The 16,585-nt window shown below is 66.7% G+C and carries 16 protein-coding genes and 1 pseudogene; 5 read left to right on the top strand and 12 right to left on the bottom strand.

Translation table 11 applies throughout. The annotated features are described in order from the left end of the window. Nucleotides 1-34: 34 nt before the first annotated feature. The 5 genes from PSR88_RS03355 to PSR88_RS03335 are packed head-to-tail and all read right to left on the bottom strand — an operon-like array spanning nucleotide 35 to nucleotide 3,881. Complete coding sequence (locus PSR88_RS03355; RefSeq protein ID WP_011593912.1) at nucleotides 35-1,231, bottom strand: lactonase family protein; 1,197 nt, start codon at nucleotides 1,229-1,231, stop codon at nucleotides 35-37. Next, the gene (locus PSR88_RS03350) at nucleotides 1,228-1,545 is read right to left on the bottom strand and encodes an antibiotic biosynthesis monooxygenase family protein (RefSeq protein ID WP_016880797.1); all 318 of its coding nucleotides are present in this window, start codon (nucleotides 1,543-1,545) and stop codon (nucleotides 1,228-1,230) included. The genes PSR88_RS03355 and PSR88_RS03350 overlap by 4 nt, the downstream gene beginning before the upstream one ends. A 39-nt stretch (nucleotides 1,546-1,584) precedes the next feature. Next, nucleotides 1,585-2,055, bottom strand: a complete 471-nt coding sequence (locus PSR88_RS03345) for a cupin domain-containing protein (RefSeq protein WP_011593910.1) — start codon at nucleotides 2,053-2,055, stop codon at nucleotides 1,585-1,587. A gap of 44 nt (nucleotides 2,056-2,099) precedes the next feature. Continuing rightward, complete coding sequence (locus PSR88_RS03340; protein WP_011593909.1) at nucleotides 2,100-3,518, bottom strand: NAD-dependent succinate-semialdehyde dehydrogenase; 1,419 nt, start codon at nucleotides 3,516-3,518, stop codon at nucleotides 2,100-2,102. A gap of 42 nt (nucleotides 3,519-3,560) precedes the next feature. Next, on the bottom strand, nucleotides 3,561-3,881 hold the full coding sequence (locus PSR88_RS03335) for a putative quinol monooxygenase (RefSeq protein WP_016880798.1): 321 nt from the start codon (nucleotides 3,879-3,881) through the stop codon (nucleotides 3,561-3,563). 85 nt (nucleotides 3,882-3,966) lie between these two features. Here PSR88_RS03335 and PSR88_RS03330 point away from each other — a divergent pair, with 85 nt between their 5' ends. Further along, complete coding sequence (locus tag PSR88_RS03330; protein WP_011593907.1) at nucleotides 3,967-5,019, top strand: Ldh family oxidoreductase; 1,053 nt, start codon at nucleotides 3,967-3,969, stop codon at nucleotides 5,017-5,019. Between the two features lie 207 nt (nucleotides 5,020-5,226). Beyond that, complete coding sequence (locus tag PSR88_RS03325) at nucleotides 5,227-5,592, top strand: type II toxin-antitoxin system HicB family antitoxin (protein ID WP_016880800.1); 366 nt, start codon at nucleotides 5,227-5,229, stop codon at nucleotides 5,590-5,592. Between the two features lie 255 nt (nucleotides 5,593-5,847). Here PSR88_RS03325 and PSR88_RS03320 read toward each other — a convergent pair whose 3' ends face one another. Beyond that, entirely contained in the window at nucleotides 5,848-6,309 is a 462-nt protein-coding gene (locus PSR88_RS03320) for a Rieske (2Fe-2S) protein (RefSeq protein ID WP_011593905.1), read from the bottom strand. 261 nt (nucleotides 6,310-6,570) lie between these two features. Here PSR88_RS03320 and PSR88_RS03315 point away from each other — a divergent pair, with 261 nt between their 5' ends. Continuing rightward, entirely contained in the window at nucleotides 6,571-6,975 is a 405-nt protein-coding gene (locus tag PSR88_RS03315) for a YciI family protein (RefSeq protein WP_016880801.1), read from the top strand. A 438-nt stretch (nucleotides 6,976-7,413) separates the two neighbouring features. Next, nucleotides 7,414-9,387: a potassium transporter Kup gene (locus PSR88_RS03310; RefSeq protein WP_011593903.1), complete on the top strand. Its 1,974-nt coding sequence runs from the start codon at nucleotides 7,414-7,416 to the stop codon at nucleotides 9,385-9,387. 510 nt (nucleotides 9,388-9,897) lie between these two features. Here the strand turns inward: PSR88_RS03310 and PSR88_RS03305 are convergent. The 3 genes from PSR88_RS03305 to PSR88_RS03295 form a co-directional block, all read right to left on the bottom strand. After that, on the bottom strand, nucleotides 9,898-10,587 hold the full coding sequence (locus tag PSR88_RS03305; RefSeq protein ID WP_029538205.1) for a ZIP family metal transporter: 690 nt from the start codon (nucleotides 10,585-10,587) through the stop codon (nucleotides 9,898-9,900). A 117-nt stretch (nucleotides 10,588-10,704) separates the two neighbouring features. Then, on the bottom strand, nucleotides 10,705-11,697 hold the full coding sequence (locus tag PSR88_RS03300; protein ID WP_016880804.1) for a potassium channel family protein: 993 nt from the start codon (nucleotides 11,695-11,697) through the stop codon (nucleotides 10,705-10,707). 556 nt (nucleotides 11,698-12,253) lie between these two features. Further along, nucleotides 12,254-12,583: a hypothetical protein gene (locus PSR88_RS03295; protein WP_029538206.1), complete on the bottom strand. Its 330-nt coding sequence runs from the start codon at nucleotides 12,581-12,583 to the stop codon at nucleotides 12,254-12,256. A gap of 132 nt (nucleotides 12,584-12,715) precedes the next feature. Between PSR88_RS03295 and PSR88_RS03290 the strand changes: the two genes are divergently transcribed. Further along, nucleotides 12,716-13,636, top strand: coding sequence for a S1C family serine protease (locus PSR88_RS03290; RefSeq protein ID WP_009473280.1), 921 nt, complete (start codon nucleotides 12,716-12,718; stop codon nucleotides 13,634-13,636). A gap of 33 nt (nucleotides 13,637-13,669) precedes the next feature. Here the strand turns inward: PSR88_RS03290 and PSR88_RS03285 are convergent, their stop codons facing one another. The 3 genes and pseudogenes from PSR88_RS03285 to PSR88_RS03275 form a co-directional block, all read right to left on the bottom strand. Then, nucleotides 13,670-14,167, bottom strand: coding sequence for a hypothetical protein (locus PSR88_RS03285; RefSeq protein WP_016880807.1), 498 nt, complete (start codon nucleotides 14,165-14,167; stop codon nucleotides 13,670-13,672). A gap of 70 nt (nucleotides 14,168-14,237) precedes the next feature. Beyond that, nucleotides 14,238-14,820 (bottom strand): annotated as a pseudogene (locus PSR88_RS03280) (aldehyde dehydrogenase family protein); the annotation flags it as partial. Between the two features lie 284 nt (nucleotides 14,821-15,104). After that, nucleotides 15,105-16,052, bottom strand: a complete 948-nt coding sequence (locus PSR88_RS03275) for a hypothetical protein (RefSeq protein WP_016880809.1) — start codon at nucleotides 16,050-16,052, stop codon at nucleotides 15,105-15,107. Nucleotides 16,053-16,585 lie beyond the last annotated feature (533 nt).

Here is a 16,585-nt window from a genome sequence, read left to right as displayed (position 1 = left end):
TCGATGAGCAGCCCCGGACGTGGGGCGGCTGCGGTCACAGGGCGTCGACGAAGGTGATGCACGAGGGCGTGCCGGTGGCGATCGTGTCCCCGCGACGGTCCAGTCGCCCCGTCACAAGATCAACGGCGAACGGAACGATGCTGTCGCTCTTCTGATTCGCCACATACAAGGTTCCGCCCGCGCGGTCGAGGGTCATGAACCGCGGCTGGTGTCCCGCGGTGTCGGTGAGGGCCGGAGGCATCAGGGATCCGACCGGGGTGATGCCGAACGAGGCGACCGAATCGTGCCCGCGGTTCGAGACGTGGACGAATCGGCCGTCGCGGCTGATCACGATCGCCGCGGCGGTGGATTCACCCTCGAAGCCGGGTGGCAACGTCGACAACGCCGCGCCGGCGGTGACGGCGGCGGTCTGCTGGTCGTAGTGGTAGACGGTGACCTGCGAGGACAACTCGTCGACCAGGTAGAACGCCGGCAGATACGGGTGGTAGGCCAGATGCCGCGGCCCGGTTCCCGGCGCCGTGAGCACCGGATCGCCGAGCACCGACAGCGACCCGGATGCCGGATCGTAGCCGAGCCGGTGCAACCGGTCGGTGCCCTTGTCCGGGACGATCAAGTGCCGGCCGGTCGGGTCGAACAACACCTGATGCGGCTGGGGCCCCTTCTGATCGTCCGGCAGCGGCCCGGGGGTGCCGCTCAGCTGCACCAGTTGCGACCTCTCTTCGAGGGTGCCGTCGGCGGCGCGGGGGAAGACCGCGATCGACCCGGTGGCGTAGTTGGCGACGACCAGCCGGGTCTCGTCCGGGGAGAGGGCCAGGTGCACTCCGTTGGTGCCGCCCGTGTCGACGGTGCCGAGTTCGGTGAGATGGCCCGTGCCGCGGTCGATCCGGAAGGAGGTGACGCGGTTGCCGTCCCCTTCGACGCAATAGAGGGTGGTCGCGGCCCGGTCGGTGATCAGATAGGACGGGTTCGGTGTCGTGGGCAGCACCCGCACCGGCTGCCACTGCCCGGACCGATCGACCTGGAACACCGCGATGCCCTGCCCGCGGCCCTCCCTTTTGGCGGTGGTGTAGCAGCCGACGTAGGCGAACATCGCCCGCTGCTGGTCCGTACCGTCGCTCGATCCCAGCGGCCACGCACCCGCCGCGCCCACACTCGCGCCGACGGCGGCCAACGCCACCGCCCCACCACCGGCGGCCAGGAACGACCGCCGCCTCAACCGCGCCCCGGTCACCGCACCGACTCCACCGTGAATCCGACGTCGAGGCGATCGGTGTGTTCGACGGCCGGGGGTTGGGCGAAGTGTTCACCGACCAGATCGCGCCACCGGGTGAAGTCGTCGGATTCGCGGAACCGGATCGTGTGGTCGTCGAGGGTGTTCCAGTCGACGATCAGGTAGTACCGCTGCGGGTGCTCGGTGCTGTGCTGGACTTGCATGCCGCGGAACCCGTGGGCGCGGGCGAACAACGGAACGGCCTCGGTGAGTGCGGTTTCGAAGGCCTGGTTGTGGCCGTCGCGGATGTCGAGGCGGGCGATCTCCCACACCATGATCGAGGGTCCTTTCGCAGAGCCGGGAGGGGTCGGGGGTCAGGTGAGGTTGGTGCCGTGTTCCTCATCGATGCGGGTGGTAGCACCGGTGGCGACGATGGTCCGGTTGGCGTCGACGGAAGCGTAGGTCCAGAAGATGTGCAGCTCGTCGGTGTCGGAGGCGTTGCGGAAGAAGTGCGGGATGCCGGCGGGGATGAACGAGTTGTCGCCGACGGTGACCGGGTGCTCGGCGCCGTCGATGTGCGCGACCGCGGAGCCGCGGATGATGAGCACGGACTCGTCGCAGTTGTGGAAGTGCTCGGGGATCGCGGCGCCGGGACCGAACATGGTGATGCCGTTGAGGAAGTCCTTGCCACCGACCTGCTGGGAGACGAGCGGGATGGTGCGGGCGCCGCCGCCGCGCTGGCGGGGGGTGATCTGCGAGGAGCGCAGCACCGCGGCCTCGCGCCCGTCCCGCAGCTGCGCGGAGACGGCCAGAGCGGTGGGATCGGCGGTGGTGATGTCGGTCATGAACGAAACTCCTTGATTACTGGGCTGGTTGCGGGTGGGGTGGGTTATTCGGAGACCGGGGCCTGGGCGCCGGGTTCGTTCATCGCCCACCAGGTGCGGATGTTGACGAATTCGCGGATTCCGGGGGCGGCGAGTTCGCGGCCGTAGCCGGAGCGTTTGGTGCCCCCGAACGGCATCCGGGCGTCGGAGGCGACGACGGAGTTGATGAAGCACGCCCCGGACTCGATGCGCCGGCCGACGGCGATGGCGGCGTCGAGGTCGGCGCCCCAGACGCTGGCCCCGAGCCCGAACGGGGTGTCGTTGGCCACCGCGACCGCCTCGTCCGGTCCGTCGACGGTGATGATCGTCGCGACCGGCCCGAAGGTTTCCTCGGCGTAGACCGACATCCCGGGCCGCACGTCACCGAGAACGGTGGGGGTGTAGAAGAATCCGTCGGTGCCCTCGAGCGGGCGCCCACCGTGCAGGACGGTGGCCCCGGCGGCGACGGCGGATTGCACCTGCCGGTCGATGCCCTCGAGCAGATCCTTGCGGGCCATCGGCCCGACGTCGGTGCCGTCGGTTTCCGGGTCGCCGACCTGCAGCCGGCCGACGTTGTCGACGAACAGGCGGGTGAACTCCTCGGCGACGGCGGCGTCGACGATGAACCGCTTCGGGGAGATGCAGCTCTGCCCGTTGTTGAGGAACCGGCCGCGGGCGGCGAGGGAGGCCACGCGGGGAAGGTCCGCGTCGGCGAGGATCACGAACGGATCAGACCCACCGAGTTCGAGGACCGACTTCTTGATCTCCCGGCCGGCGATGGAGCCGACGGCGCTGCCGGCGCGTTCACTGCCGGTGACGGTCACCGCCCCGATCCGGGAGTCGGCGATCAGTTTCTCGGTGGCGGCGGGTACGTCGGGTTCGGCGATCAGCAAGGTGGTGAACAACCCGGCGGGCAGACCCGCAGCGAGGAGGATGTCCTGGCAGGCCAGGGCGCTGCCCGTGGTGTTCGGGGAGTGCTTGAGCAGGGCGGCGTTGCCGGCCATCAGGGCGGGGGCGGCGAACCGGAACACCTGCCAGAGCGGGAAGTTCCACGGCATGATCGCCAGCACGATCCCGACCGGCTCGTAGGAGACCCAGCTGCGGTCGGCGGAGGTGGGGTAGTCCTCGTCGGCGAGGAAGGTGGCGGCGTTGTCGGCGTAGTACTCGAGGCCGACCGCGCACTTGTCCACCTCGGCGCGGGACTCGACGAGCGGTTTGCCCATCTCCCGGGTCACCAGCCGGGCCAGGTCTTCGGACCGCTCCCGCAGGACGGTGGCCGCGGCCCGCAGGATGTCGCCGCGGGTCTTGAATTCCTCGGTCGCCCAATGCTTCTGCACGGTCGCGGCGGCGTCGACGAGGGCGTCGATGCGCTCCGGCGACATCGCCTCGTACGTGGCCAGCGGTTGCCCGGTGGTGGGGTTGATGGTGGTGATCGATGCAATCATGAACGGGTCCTTCGAACGACGGGACGGGTGGAAGCGGCGGCCTCAGGCATGCGCGGTCGCATCGGACTCGCTGACGAGCACCTCGGCGAAGGTGTTGACCTGGCTGCCGGGAACCAGGCATTCGTCCGCGCCGACTCGCCAGTCGGCGAAGTGCGGGGCCGCCTTGTGCTCGGCGAACGCCTCGGCGTCCCGGTAGAGCTCGTAGAAGAAGAAGTGGTTGGGCTCCTCGGCATGCTCGACGACATCGAAGCGCAGACACCCCGGTTCGTCCCGCACCGACCGTGCCGCATTGTCGGCGATCACCTCCAGGAACCTCGTCCGCTTTTCTGGCTTGACCTGCACCGACACGATCAGACTGAGCATTTCACTCCTTCGAACTCTTTCCAGCATCCCAGTTGGTATGTCATAGTGTATACCGAAACGTATCGAATAGGAACGGGGAACTGACATGAACGACGTCCGCGTGAAGCCCGAGGCTCTGACCGCCTTCGGCTGCGAGGTACTGGAGAAGATCGGCGTGCCTGGCGACGACGCGGCCCTGGTTCTCGACAGCCTCGTGCAAGCCGACCTGTGGGGACACCAGTCCCACGGTGTGCTCCGCCTGCCCTGGTACGCGGCCCGCCTGCAGTCCGGGGCGATGACGACGGTGACCAGCCCGGACACCCTGGTCGACGGCGGCGCTCTGCTGCTGCTCGACGGCCGCGCCGGCATCGGGCAGGTCCTCACCGAAACGGCACGCCGCGAGGCCGTCGCCCGTGCCCGCGAGCACGGCGTCGGTGTGGTCGGAGTACGTAACTCCAACCACTTCGGCACCGCGATGTACTACACCCGGCGCGCAGCCCAGGACGGGTGCGTGTCGATCCTGACCACCAACGCCAGCCCGGCTATGGCGCCGTGGGGCGGCCGCGAAAAGACCCTTGGCACCAACCCGTGGTCGATCGCCGCCCCGGCCCCCTCCGGCTCGGGCGTCGTGGCCGTCGACATCGCCAACACCGCCGTCGCCCGCGGCAAGATCTACCTCGCCCGCAACCGCGGCGAGGAGATTCCGTCCACCTGGGCCATGGATTCGGCCGGCCGCGTCACCACCGACCCGGCCACCGCCATCGACGGCGTCATCCTCCCCATGGCCGGGCACAAGGGCTACGCCATCACGTTCATGATGGACATCCTCTCCGGCGCCCTGACCGGAAGCCATACCGGAACCCGCGTCCGCGGACCCTACGAGGCCGACAAGGTCAGCGGCGCAGGACATCTGTTCATCGCCATCGACGTCGCCGCGATGGGCTCGACCACCGCCTACCTCGACTCCGTCGGCGAACTCATCGACGAGGTCAAAAACACCCCACTCGCCGAAGGCGCCGACGAAATCTTCTATCCCGGCGAACTCGAGGACCGCGCCGAACACCGGAACCTCGACGCCGGCGGCGTCATCCTGCCCGACCAGACCCGCACCGACCTCGAAACCCTCGGCGCCCAGGTAGGAATTACGGCCGACTTCTGATCACCAGGCAATACACCCGACCTGGTATCGAAATCCGTGAGGAGCGCTCAGATTTCATTCGCAACTCATGGAATCCAGCAGTTTCGAGCGAAATTGTGGGCGGGGCCAATGCGGCTCTGTGCAAAGCTGCGACCAGCTGGAATCGGCTCATGCCTCAGGTCGACCAGGTCCTCGCCGCTTACGACAAGCTCATGAAGGAGGGAGGCAATGGCTGACGCATCGCACTACACCTACCGGGTGACCTGGTCGGAACCGGACAGTGAGTTCGTCGGCACCGTCGCCGAATTCCCCTCCCTCTCCTGGCTCGCCGAAACTCTGAACGAGGCATTCGACGGCATCATCACCGTCGTCCGCGACGTCCTCGGGGACAGGGCGAGCACCGGCGAGAAGCCGCCCGTGCCGATCGCGGACCGTTCCTACACCGGCACCTTCACCGTGCGAACCTCTCCGCGGGTGCACCGCGCTCTGGCGGTCGAGGCCGACGAGCAGGGTGTCTCGCTGAATCTGATGGTCAAAAACAAACTTTCCGCCCCGGCTGCAGACCGCGTCACCCCCGACGTGAAGGCGGGGTGAGGTGGGGTTCCAACTCGACCCGCGAGTACGCACCGGACCGACCGTAGCCCCTCATCGTTCACGCTCGCCATGAAACACTCAATGCTCCAATCTGTTATCACCGCTGGGCGTTCAGTGCTGATCCAGCACAGTGGTGTAGTGGCGTTTCGTCAGGCACATACAGGCTTGGAGTCTCGGATTGTTTCCGAACGGGATTTGCCAGTCGATGAACGGGCCCCCACCTCGTCGGCGACGTCCCGATATGGGTCACACACCTCAAACGACCACGACCGAGTCACCCTGAACGGAGACACTTCGTGGGACGAGCGGAGCGATCGCCGGACCGGTGTGCACAGACCCGTCGAGATTGAACTTGCTGCCATGGCACGGGCAATTGATGGTGCCGCCGGAGACGTCGGAGACGGTGCATCCCGCGTGCGTGCATGTCGACGAGAACCCGCGGAAGTCACCACCGGTGGGCTGTGTGACGACAACATCGCCGAGCACCGTGCCGCCACCGACCGGAACGTCGCCGGTCGGCACGGTTGCACTCGCGGGATTCGCAGCTGGCCTGGCGCCGGTGCCGGGCGCAGCCGAAGCGCGGGTTCTACGGAACAGCGCGCTGCCGGCGGCCAAGGCGGCTGCCGCAGCGCCGATACCGACGAGAACTGTACGGCGGGGAAGCGCTAGTTGATCGCTCCGCAGGCTCTGCTGCTGGTCACGTTCGTCGGACGGCATGTCAGGTCGCTCCCTTGTCTGGGGGTGGGGTCGATGCGGACCTCTCATTAGTTATAACGAGGGACGGGGATGACTGGTTCACACGCGCCACACCGGGCAGGCTCTGCCCGCGGCGTGTTCGAGGACTGCCTCCTCGCGGGGCGCCACTAAAGAAAAATTCTCCCGAGAATGTTTTGGTGGGGATGCCGAGAACTGCAACCTGACTCCGTCCTTACTGAGAAAGCGCCAGAATGGGCGCACCACACGACGAGGAGTGAGACGATGCCGAAGTTCATGTTGCTGCAGAACTACGAGGGTGGATCGGGTTGCACGGTGCCGATGCCAGAGTGGACCCCAGCAGAGATCGCCGCGCACGTGAGGTTCCAGCAGGACCTGAACGCCGAGCTCGCCGCGGCGGGTGAACTGGTCGATGCCCAGGGTCTGGCGGGCCCGGAGGTCGCGAAGCGGGTGACGTTCGACGGCTCGGGCGTCCCGGTGGTCACCGATGGCCCGTTTCCGGAGTCGAAGGAACTGCTCGCCGGTTATCGGATGATCGACGTCGAGTCGCAGGCGCGCGCACTCGAGGTCGCTGCGAAGTCGTCGGCTGCCCCGGGCCCGGGTGGCAAGCCGATCGCGCAGCCGATCGAGGTCCGGCAGGTGATGGACGCACCGGAGATCGATCTGTGAGGTCCGACTCCGCGGTAGAGGACCTGCTGCGCCAACCGGCACCGCGTCGCGCTCGTTAGCGACGATCTGGACCGGATCTTCGATGTCCGCAACCAGGGCCGCCACTGTTGCCGTCGTCGCGCAAAACTTCGGAATGTCCATCGCCATCGGCGGCCTCTGAGGCAGATCGTGCGTGGCGCCGCAGAGATGCTCGATAGGTTGGGATTCGAGGGCACGAGCCTCGGTGAAATCACCTGGGCGTCCGGAATCGCGAAGGCACGCCGTATTCGCAGCCGTATTCGCATTAGCCTTCGACACCTTCGACCAGCCGTTGGAGCACCGCCGCTTCCAACGCTGCGGCGAGCGGCCGCTTGCACCGGTGAGCGGTGGCCTGGGGTTTTTCGACCCGCGGGACGAGAAACTCGACTTCCACGGTCACCGCGTCCAGGAAGGCCGACAATGGGATCCGGTCCTGCAGACGAGGAGCACACTGTGGACACAGAGCCCGGAGTCAGTCCGCCGAGGCGCACGGTGGGCGGTCGAGAAACGGTTCGAGCCGCCGTCGTGGTCGGTGCACTGGGTGTGGTGTTCGGCGACATCGGAACCAGCCCGATCTACACCATCCAAACGGTGTTCAACCCGGAGGATCCGCACCCCGTGCCGATCAGCACGAACAACGTGTACGGCGTTGTGTCGCTCATCTTCTGGTCGGTGATGTTGATCGTCACCGCTACCTACGTCTTGCTGGTGATGCGCGCCGACAACGACGGCGAGGGCGGGGTCATGGCGCTGATCACGCTGCTCCGACGTATGGGTGCGGTGCGGGGCAGTCGTGTTACCGCGGTGCTGGCCGGGCTCGGAATCTTCGGTGCCGCCCTGTTCTTCGGCGACAGCATGATCACACCGGCGATCTCGGTGCTGTCCGCGGTGGAAGGACTGAAGGTCGTCGAGCCGGGGTTGGAAGAATGGATCGTGCCGATCACGGCGGTGATCATCGTGGCGTTGTTCTCCGTGCAGCGCCGCGGCACGGCGGCGGTCGGGCGACTGTTCGGGCCGGTGATGATCGTCTGGTTCGTCTCGATCGGGGCCTGCGGCGTGAGCGGCATCGCGCGGCATCCGGAAATCCTCAAGGCGCTCTCGCCGACCTATGCCCTCAGCTTCTTCTTCGGACACTTCGGGATTGCCTTCTTCGCGCTGGCCGCGGTCGTGCTGGCGGTCACCGGCGCCGAGGCACTGTATGCCGACATGGGCCATTTCGGCAGGCGGGCGATCACCCGGGGTTGGCTGGTGCTCGTTCTGCCGGCGTGTGTGCTGAGCTACCTCGGGCAGGGTGCGCTGCTTCTCGGCGACCAGAGTGCCGTGAGCAGCCCGTTCTTCCTGCTCGCCCCCGGATGGGCGCGGTGGCCGATGGTGCTGTTGGCCACCGCGGCGACGGTGATCGCCTCCCAGGCGGTGATCACCGGCGCCTACTCGGTGGCATCACAGGCGGCCCAGCTCGGTTACCTGCCGCGGTTGCGGGTGGCACACACCTCGGAGTCGACGATCGGACAGATCTACGTCCCGTGGATCAACTGGGTGCTGATGGTGTCGGTGCTCACGCTGGTCTTCGCATTCCGCAGCTCGGCGGCATTGGCGTACGCGTTCGGAATGGCGGTCACCGGAACGATCACCATCACGACGCTGCTGTTCTTCTACATCGTCCGTACCCGGTGGGGTACGCCGTTGTGGCTGGTGGTGTGCGGCGCCGGCTGCTTGCTGGCGGTCGACCTGCTGTTCCTGGCGGCGAACCTGACCAAACTGGTGCACGGGGCGTGGCTGCCCCTGCTGATCGCGCTCACGGCGTTCACCGTGATGACCACCTGGCAACGTGGGCGCGCCATCGTCACCCGCGCACGGGAGCGAGCGGAGGGATCATTAGGGGACTTCGTCGGCCAGCTGCACGACTATCGGCCGCCGCTGGTGCGGGTCCCTGGCACTGCTGTGTTTCTCAACCGCGGAAAGCAGACGGCGCCGTTGGCGATGCGGGCCAATGTCGAGCACAATCGCGTGCTGCAGCAACACGTGGTGATCATGTCGATCAACACGCTGCCGGTGCCGCGCGTACCGGACACCGAGCGGACGGAGATCGACAAGCTCGGCTACGCCGAAGACGGGATCGTCCACGTGACAGCATTTTTCGGGTACATGGATGCGCCGAACATCCCGGATGTACTGCGACTGCTCGACCCCGCGGAGACCGAGGGGCCGATCGCGGTCGATAGCGCCTCCTACTTCCTGTCGAAGATCGAGTTGACGATGGGGACGGCACCGACGATGGCCACATGGCGCAAGCGTCTGTTCATCGCCACCTCCTACATCACGGCAGACGCTGCCGAGTACTTCGGCCTTCCGGGAGAGCGGACCGTGATCATGGGTTCTCGAATCGACGTCTAGGGCGAGTGGATCGCCGTCTCGTGTGCCCACTCGTCACCGGACGGTGGAACGCCGAGGGTCGCCGGCTCGGTGCGATCAGCCGTGCATGCGCGGGTAAACATGGGGGTGAATACGCCGATCGTGCAGCTAGCCACATTGCGCGTTCACTTTTTTACGTTGAGGTATGGGTGCTGGGACGAACCACACGATATTGTCGCCGGCCACCGAGTCAATGTCCGTGCTGGGGGCAGAATCGGCCCCTTCGGCGGGGCCCGACTATTGGACTATGCCGGCCGTATTGACGGCACACTCGGCGAGCGGCATTGGTGACATCGGCGATCGCCGCAAACAGCGATGCTCCATACCGCCAGTGGTTGCCGGGACGGCAGTATCGTAAACACCGGTTCGGCGACGGACCACTCGGCTTGGGGGAGCCGCCTCGGTGATGGTTCTCCAGGGCCCGAGATCTGTTGCGAGCCCAGAACGGAGCTGCATGGGCACCGTCCTGCCCCGGTCCGACGTGGCGGTGGCCTACGCCCCGAGGCCGAATGCCACGAGGAATCCCAGCGCGGTGGAAAGACCAACCCACCAACCACCCTCCCGGTAGGCCTCGGGCATCAACGAATCCGCCAGCACGGCGATCGTCGCGCCGCCGGCGAACGCCTGGATGGTGGCGATCGCACCATCGGAGATCCGGTCGGACACCCGGTTCGCCCCGATCACCACGAGGACGAGTAGCGCTGCGGTCGCTGCCCACACGGCGAAGGCCCGCCGACGGTTGAAACCGGGCTGGGCACGCATCGACGCCGCCCCGGCGACGGCTTCGGGGACGTTGCCGACCGCGACCGCGACGAGCAGCACAACTCCGCCGGTGCCGCCGAGGGTGACGCCCAGCGCCGTATTTTCCGGTACGCCGTCAAGCAGCGCACCGAGCATAAGAGCCCACCCGAGGGCACCAGCGCCGAGCTTGTTCTCGATCAGGTGGTCTGCGAGTACGTAAACCAATGCGCCCGCGAACAGTGCCGCGCCTGCGCCCCAGATGCCTTCGGTCTCGAAGGCGGGCTGGAACAGCTCAGTGGAGACCGCTGCAACCATGGTGCCGGCCCCGAAGGCCATCAGCGCGGCGAGTAGTGGTCTGGGCAAATTGTAGCGGAGGCCGACGCAGGCCCCGATCAGCAAAGGTAGTGCAGTTCCCAGTCCATACAACACGGCAGTGAGCATGCGGGAATGGTATCCGGGCCGACCTTTGGCGATTACCGGCCGACCGAGCGGGTGCCGGTCAGGCACAGCGGCGGGTGGCCCTCGTGGCCGGCGGACGGTGAGAACGCGTTTCCGGCATCACGGATTGACGTGGTGGCGCGCCGCATCGAGTTCGTCGGGTGTGCCGAGGGCTATCAGGATTGTTCCGGGCTCGACTCGGAGCGAGGGCACCGGATTGGCGATGAATTGTCCAGCGACAGTTCGTATCGCGAGAAGCAGCGCGCCGCTCGCCTGTTGAACACCGATCTGTGCGAGCGTGGATCCCGCCCACGGTGAGGTGGGGGAGAGGACGATCTCTTCCATGCGGTAGTCCAGGCTTTCGTCGTGCATCACCACGTCGAAGAATTCGGCCACATGCGGCTGCAGTGCGAAGGATCCCATTCTGCGCCCGCCGATCAGCTGCGGGTTGACTACCCGGTTGGCGCCGGCGCGTAGCAGTTTCGACATCGACCCCTCGTTGCGGGCGCGGGCGATGATGGTGAGGTCGGGGCGCAGTGCCCGGGAAGACAGGGTGACGTAGACGTTGTCGGCGTCGGTGTCGAGTGCGGAGATCAACGCGTGCGCGTGCGCGATGCCGGCGGCTTCGAGAATGCGGTCGTCGGTGACGTCTCCGATCACGGTGGGGTGATCGAGATCTCGCAGCCTCTCCGGGTCGCGGTCGACGACGACGATCTCCCGGCCGAGCGAGTCGAGATACTGCGCACTCGCAGTGCCTACCCGGCCCCATCCGCAGATGATGATGTGGCCGGTCATCCGGCTGATGCGTCGGTCCATTCGCCGTCTTTCCATGTGGTGGCGCAGGTGGCCTTCGATGAGCGCCTCGAGGAGGACGCCGAACATGTAGAGCGCGGTACCCACACCCGCCAGGATCAGCATGATGGTGAACAACTGTCCGATCCCGGTCAGCGGGTGCACTTCGCGGAATCCCACGGTCGTGATCGTCGTGACGGTCTGGTAGAGCGCATCCAGGATCCCGAATCCGAGGTCGATGTAGCCGACCGTCCCGATGACAACGACCAGCGCGAACGCGAGGAGCGCTCGGCCGATCCGTCCCAGTGGGCTCACTACCATGATTGTTCTCCCATCTCGGTCGGCGGGATAGGCATTTCATGCATCGACGCGCTCTGCCCTCACGCCGGTCGCAGGACAGAGCACCTGGCTGGGGCGAGACCAGTCCGAGAAGTCTCATGGGATCGCGACCGCGAATTCTTAGCCAGGTGGATGTCGGCGTTCGCGGCATGCGGCGTCAGGGTGGTCGGGAATTCGGTCGCCGCGAACCGGCACAGCAGACGCCGGTGTCCGGATGTTCGCGGCCCACCGCGACGTCTTCCGGGCACTGTTCTCGATGGCCCAACTCGACGCGGATGCGGTCGGCGGGGCCATCGCGCGGATCGAGGAGAACCGGGCCGGCGGGATGGCCCACCTCGCCCAGCGACTGGCCGAGCGCACGAGGTTCTGCGGCCGGAGGTCACCGTCGACGAGGCCGCAGACCTCCTCTGGCTATTGGCGAGCTTCGACAGCTTCGCACCGGGCGGAATCTCCCCGTCGACGACGTCTCCCGCACCCTGATCGCCGCCGCCGCCGAACGCAGCCTCTGCCGGTGAGTGGTCGGCCTCGTACCCCGCGGTCACGCGGGGTCGGTGTTTCTGCGGGGTTGGCGGCGCCGGTGGAACCGTGCACGCTGGAGATCCAGCAGGGTCGCGCTCTCGGCGTCTACTCGGCGGTGTCGACGGGCGATTCCGGCCCGGACGGCAGTCGTATGTCGGTGCAGTTCTGCTGCACGGCCGTTGGCGTTCTCGTCGTCGAGAAAGTAGCCGGCCGCTCGATCGCACTGAATGAGCAACTGTTCGTAGGCGAGGCGCGCGGGTGCCCGTTCGTCGAGTTGCGTGATCGCGATGTGCTCCACGAATTGCAAAGGGATACGTAGTAATTGGTAATTGATTCGCAATAGTGTCATCGGCACGTCGCGCAGTGTTGTCACGATCGGGGATGTTAGCGCTCGTGGAGGAAACGCGCGGAGAGTTTCGTCGGGTGGTCAGCTGGGAGCGAACAGGGGCATAGGTGGTCGTGTGCCGGCGCTGTAGTGGGTATGGGCGAACTGGAGGAGTTGGACGGGTACTCGAGGACGGTGATCTCGGTTGCCGATGCGGTGTTGCCGAGTGTGGCCAGCCTGGTTGTGCGGACGTCACGGGGAAGCGGGTCGGGCAGCGCGAGTGTGATCACCGATGACCGGCTGTTGCTGACGAGTGCGCACGTGGTTGCGGGAGCGAGCGGGGCCGAGGCGGCGTTCACCGACGGAACTGTTGTCCGCACCGACGTGGTGGGGCGCGATCCGTTGTCCGATCTCGCTGTGCTGCGTGCTCGGGGCGATGTGCCTGCTCCGGTGGAGTTGGGTGACGCCGCGTCGCTGCGGGTGGGGCAGTTGGTCGTTGCGTTGGGGAACCCGCTGGGTCTGGCGGGCAGTGTGACGGCGGGCATCGTGTCCGGGCTGGGACGCTCGTTGCCGGTGGAGTCGGGGCGGGTGATCGATGAGGTGATCCAGACCGATGCGGCGCTGAATCCGGGGAACAGCGGTGGCGCGTTGGCCGACAGTGCGGGCCGGCTGGTCGGGGTGAACACCGCTGTCGCCGGAATGGGGGTGGGTCTGGCGGTGCCGATCAACTCGACGACGAGGCAGATCATCGTCGCGTTGGTATCGGCGGGCCGGGTGCGTAGGGCCTGGTTGGGGATCGCGGGCATGCAGGTTCCGCTGCCCCCGAAGCTACAGGGGCGGATCGGGTCGAAGACCGGTTTGCAGGTTGCCGGTGTCTCCCCGCGCAGCCCCGCCGCCGAGGCAGGGTTGCGACGTGGGGACATCATGGTCGAACTCGACGGCAAGCCGATCGTGACGACGACTGCCGTTCAGCGGTTGATGGTCGAGGATGCGATCGACCGGCAGATCGAGATCACGGTATGGCGCAACGGTGCGCTGGTGGATGTGTTCGCTCGTCCCCGTGAGCTCGCGAGCTGACGACCACCCAGCGATGTGGGATCGGATCGACGGTCACCGATTCATCTCGTGACGGATCGCGTCCTGGACTCGCCCGTGAGCCACCGCGATACCGCCCGCGATATCGGTGAGCGTTTTCCGATGCTGGAGACGCAACGGGCCGTTCACTGCGCCATCGTGCAGGTGTTGCCGGTGGGGGAAGACCGGGCGCGGCTCGGCCTCCACGAGGTGTTGGTTGAACATTTCCGTGAGCTGCGACAGCTCGTTGAGTCGTCGGTAGACATCCTCGCTGGCGACGACCCGCGCCTGGCCGAGTAGAGAATCGAATTCGTCACCGCCGATCTGTCCGGCGTCATTCGGGTGCGATGCAGCCGAAGTCGTTGCGGTTGTGGCGAGGCGGGCCGTCGCTCTCAGCAGCTCGGCGTAGATCGCGAGCCGCAGCTTCACGAGTTGCTCTCGCCGCGCAGTCTTGCTGCGCAACCGTTCGGTGATCCACGGTGAGAGGGCCGTGCCCACTATTCCGGCCACGCCCATCCACATGATCGCATTCACGATCAGCCTCCCGTCTCTTCTTTCGTTTGTGCCGAAGACCCGTGTTCACATCCCGCCGCCTCCGCGTTACTCATTCCCGGACACTCTGGGGGGCGCCGTTCACGGCCGGTTCTGGTTAGTCGGAAGATCGTCTTGGCCTCGAGGTATTCCATCAGGCCGAACTTGCCGAACTCCCGGCCCTTGCCTGACTGTTTGTAACCGCCGAACGGCGCATCGAAGGCCAGCGGAGAACCATTGAGATGAACCATTCCCGTCCGCAGCTGTCGGGCCACATTCCGCGCCCGCTACGAATCGCTCGACGACACCATCCCGGACAGCCCATCGGCGGTGTCGTTCGCGATGCGGATTGCGTCGGCCTCGTCCTCGTAGCCGATGAGCATCATGACCGGGCCGAAGATCTCCTCGCGCGCGATGGTCATATCGTTCGTCACGTACGCAAAGACGGTGGGCCGGACGAAGTAACCGGTGGACAGTCCTGCCGGGCGACCGACTCCACCAGCGACGAGTGTGCCGCCCTCATCGATGCCGGTCTGGATCAGGCGCTGCACCTTGTCGAACTGTGTCTGTGACACCAGCGGTCCCACGGTCGTCCCCTCGGCCTCGGGTTGTCCGACCACGATCGACGCGGCGGCGGCTTTCGCGATCGCAATTGCACCGCTGTCGCATCCCGGGCCCTGGCCGGTATGCGTCGGAACGTTTCCGGCGCCTGACAACAATGACTCGCCGCAGCTCGGCCGTCTGTCCGCCGGCCGGGCCCATTGGAGGATGAATGCGTTGTCCCCCAATCGGAGGACAACGGTGATTTCGGATCGAGCGATAGGAATGCGAGGTGGTCGATCCATCACCGCACGAATGACCGGCTTTGTCCGACGTCACGATGCGGGATATCGACGATCAGAGCGTGAAGCCGAGCCCTGTCCGGCGGAATGGTGCCGCGTTACCTCGACGCGCTGACCGACGAGGACCGCGCGGGACGTCGGAGTGCGGCCGCCGCCATGGTGAGCGCCACAGCATCCTCGGCGAGCGCGGCCTGCCAGTCCGGCATCCGCCGGCCTGCCCACTGCCGCCACCATGCGCCGCCGTAGGAGCCGGCGAGGGCACCGACGGTTCCGATGATCAGGGCTGACGCCGTGTCGACCCGGTCGCGGTGGGCCAGCGCCGCGGCGCCTCCGCCGCCTGCGATGAGGCGTCCGGTGAGCGCGGGTTGGGAGAGGCGCGACGGTACGTTCGGGTTCTTGTCGGCGACCAGTTCGCCGCCGACGAGCGCCGTCGCGCCAACGAGGCGGGCCCGGTGCGCCGAGCCCGGGGCGCCCGACAGCAGTGCCGCCGCGATGCCCGTGGAACTGCGGAGACCGCTGGCCACGCCGATGACGGCCGACCGGACAGTGCTCGACCGTTCCGCCGCCCGGTCCCTCTGGTGTCCCGTCGCCACGTCCTGTTGCCGCAGGACTGTGGTGACGGTGGCGCCGTAGACGAGATGTGGCACGAGGTCGCTGAGCCAGTCCTGGGCGGTCCACTGCCGCGGGTCGCTGATGCCGCGCAGGGCGATCGGGATGTCGGTGGCTGCCATCGCGGCGAGTCCGATCCCGATCGTTCCGGCGGCCGGGGTCAGATGGGCGCCGGCGCGGCGGACGAGGGAGGCGGCAACGCCGAGTCCGGTGCCGACGACGATCCCACCGAGCGCACCGAACGCCGACCGTCGCGCCGCCAGCGCGTCACCGCGACCCGGTATCGCGACGCCCAGAGCGGTCGCAACGGACTCGACCGTCTTCTCCGGAACGGTGCTTGCGGGGCGGCCGCGGATCGCCATGTCCAGGTAAGTGACGGCGTCGAGCATCGTGGTGCCTGCGGCACCTGCAACGATGCCGGTCGTGACAGCGTTCATTGAACTGCCTCTCTCGCGTGATTCGACGACGGGGTCGTCCTTCCCGGGAGCATCCCCCGGTGGCGTACCGGGCAAACGCGGACGGGGTGTTGGGCGCGAGGCAGGGCATGCGGGCAGGAGTGAGCAGGACGTGATTGCGGGCGCCGGTGACTGGTTCGTTGTCCAGGAGTCGCGCGGGTAAAGGGGGTGTCCGGGAGCGTGGCGACGCCGGATATCTTGTGGCGCAGCCAAGCGCAGCCCCCGCCAACGATCGGTGTCAGCTGGCAGGGGCGCTACACGGACAAACCGCGCGTAGTGACGAGCGGCGTATTAGTGATCTTCGTGAGCCGGGGCGCGGAAGTCCAGGGAGTGTGATCTACGCCATTGCATAATTTTCTTCACTCAGTATTACCGACCAGTAAGTGTTTTCGGGTTTGTATAAGGCGTATGCGTGAATTGGTAATTCTGATCGGCGGGAGTCCTGCGGTATCGGACGAAATTCTCAATTCATCGTGTGGGAATTCAACATATCGGTACGCGGATGCGGCTGTGCC

The sequence above is a fragment of the Rhodococcus sp. DK176 genome, assembly GCF_038447315.2.
Taxonomy (GTDB): Bacteria; Actinomycetota; Actinomycetes; order Mycobacteriales; family Mycobacteriaceae; genus Rhodococcus_F; species Rhodococcus_F jostii_A.
Note: the sequence above shows the minus strand (reverse complement) of the source record. Positions and strands in the feature narration are given on the sequence as shown.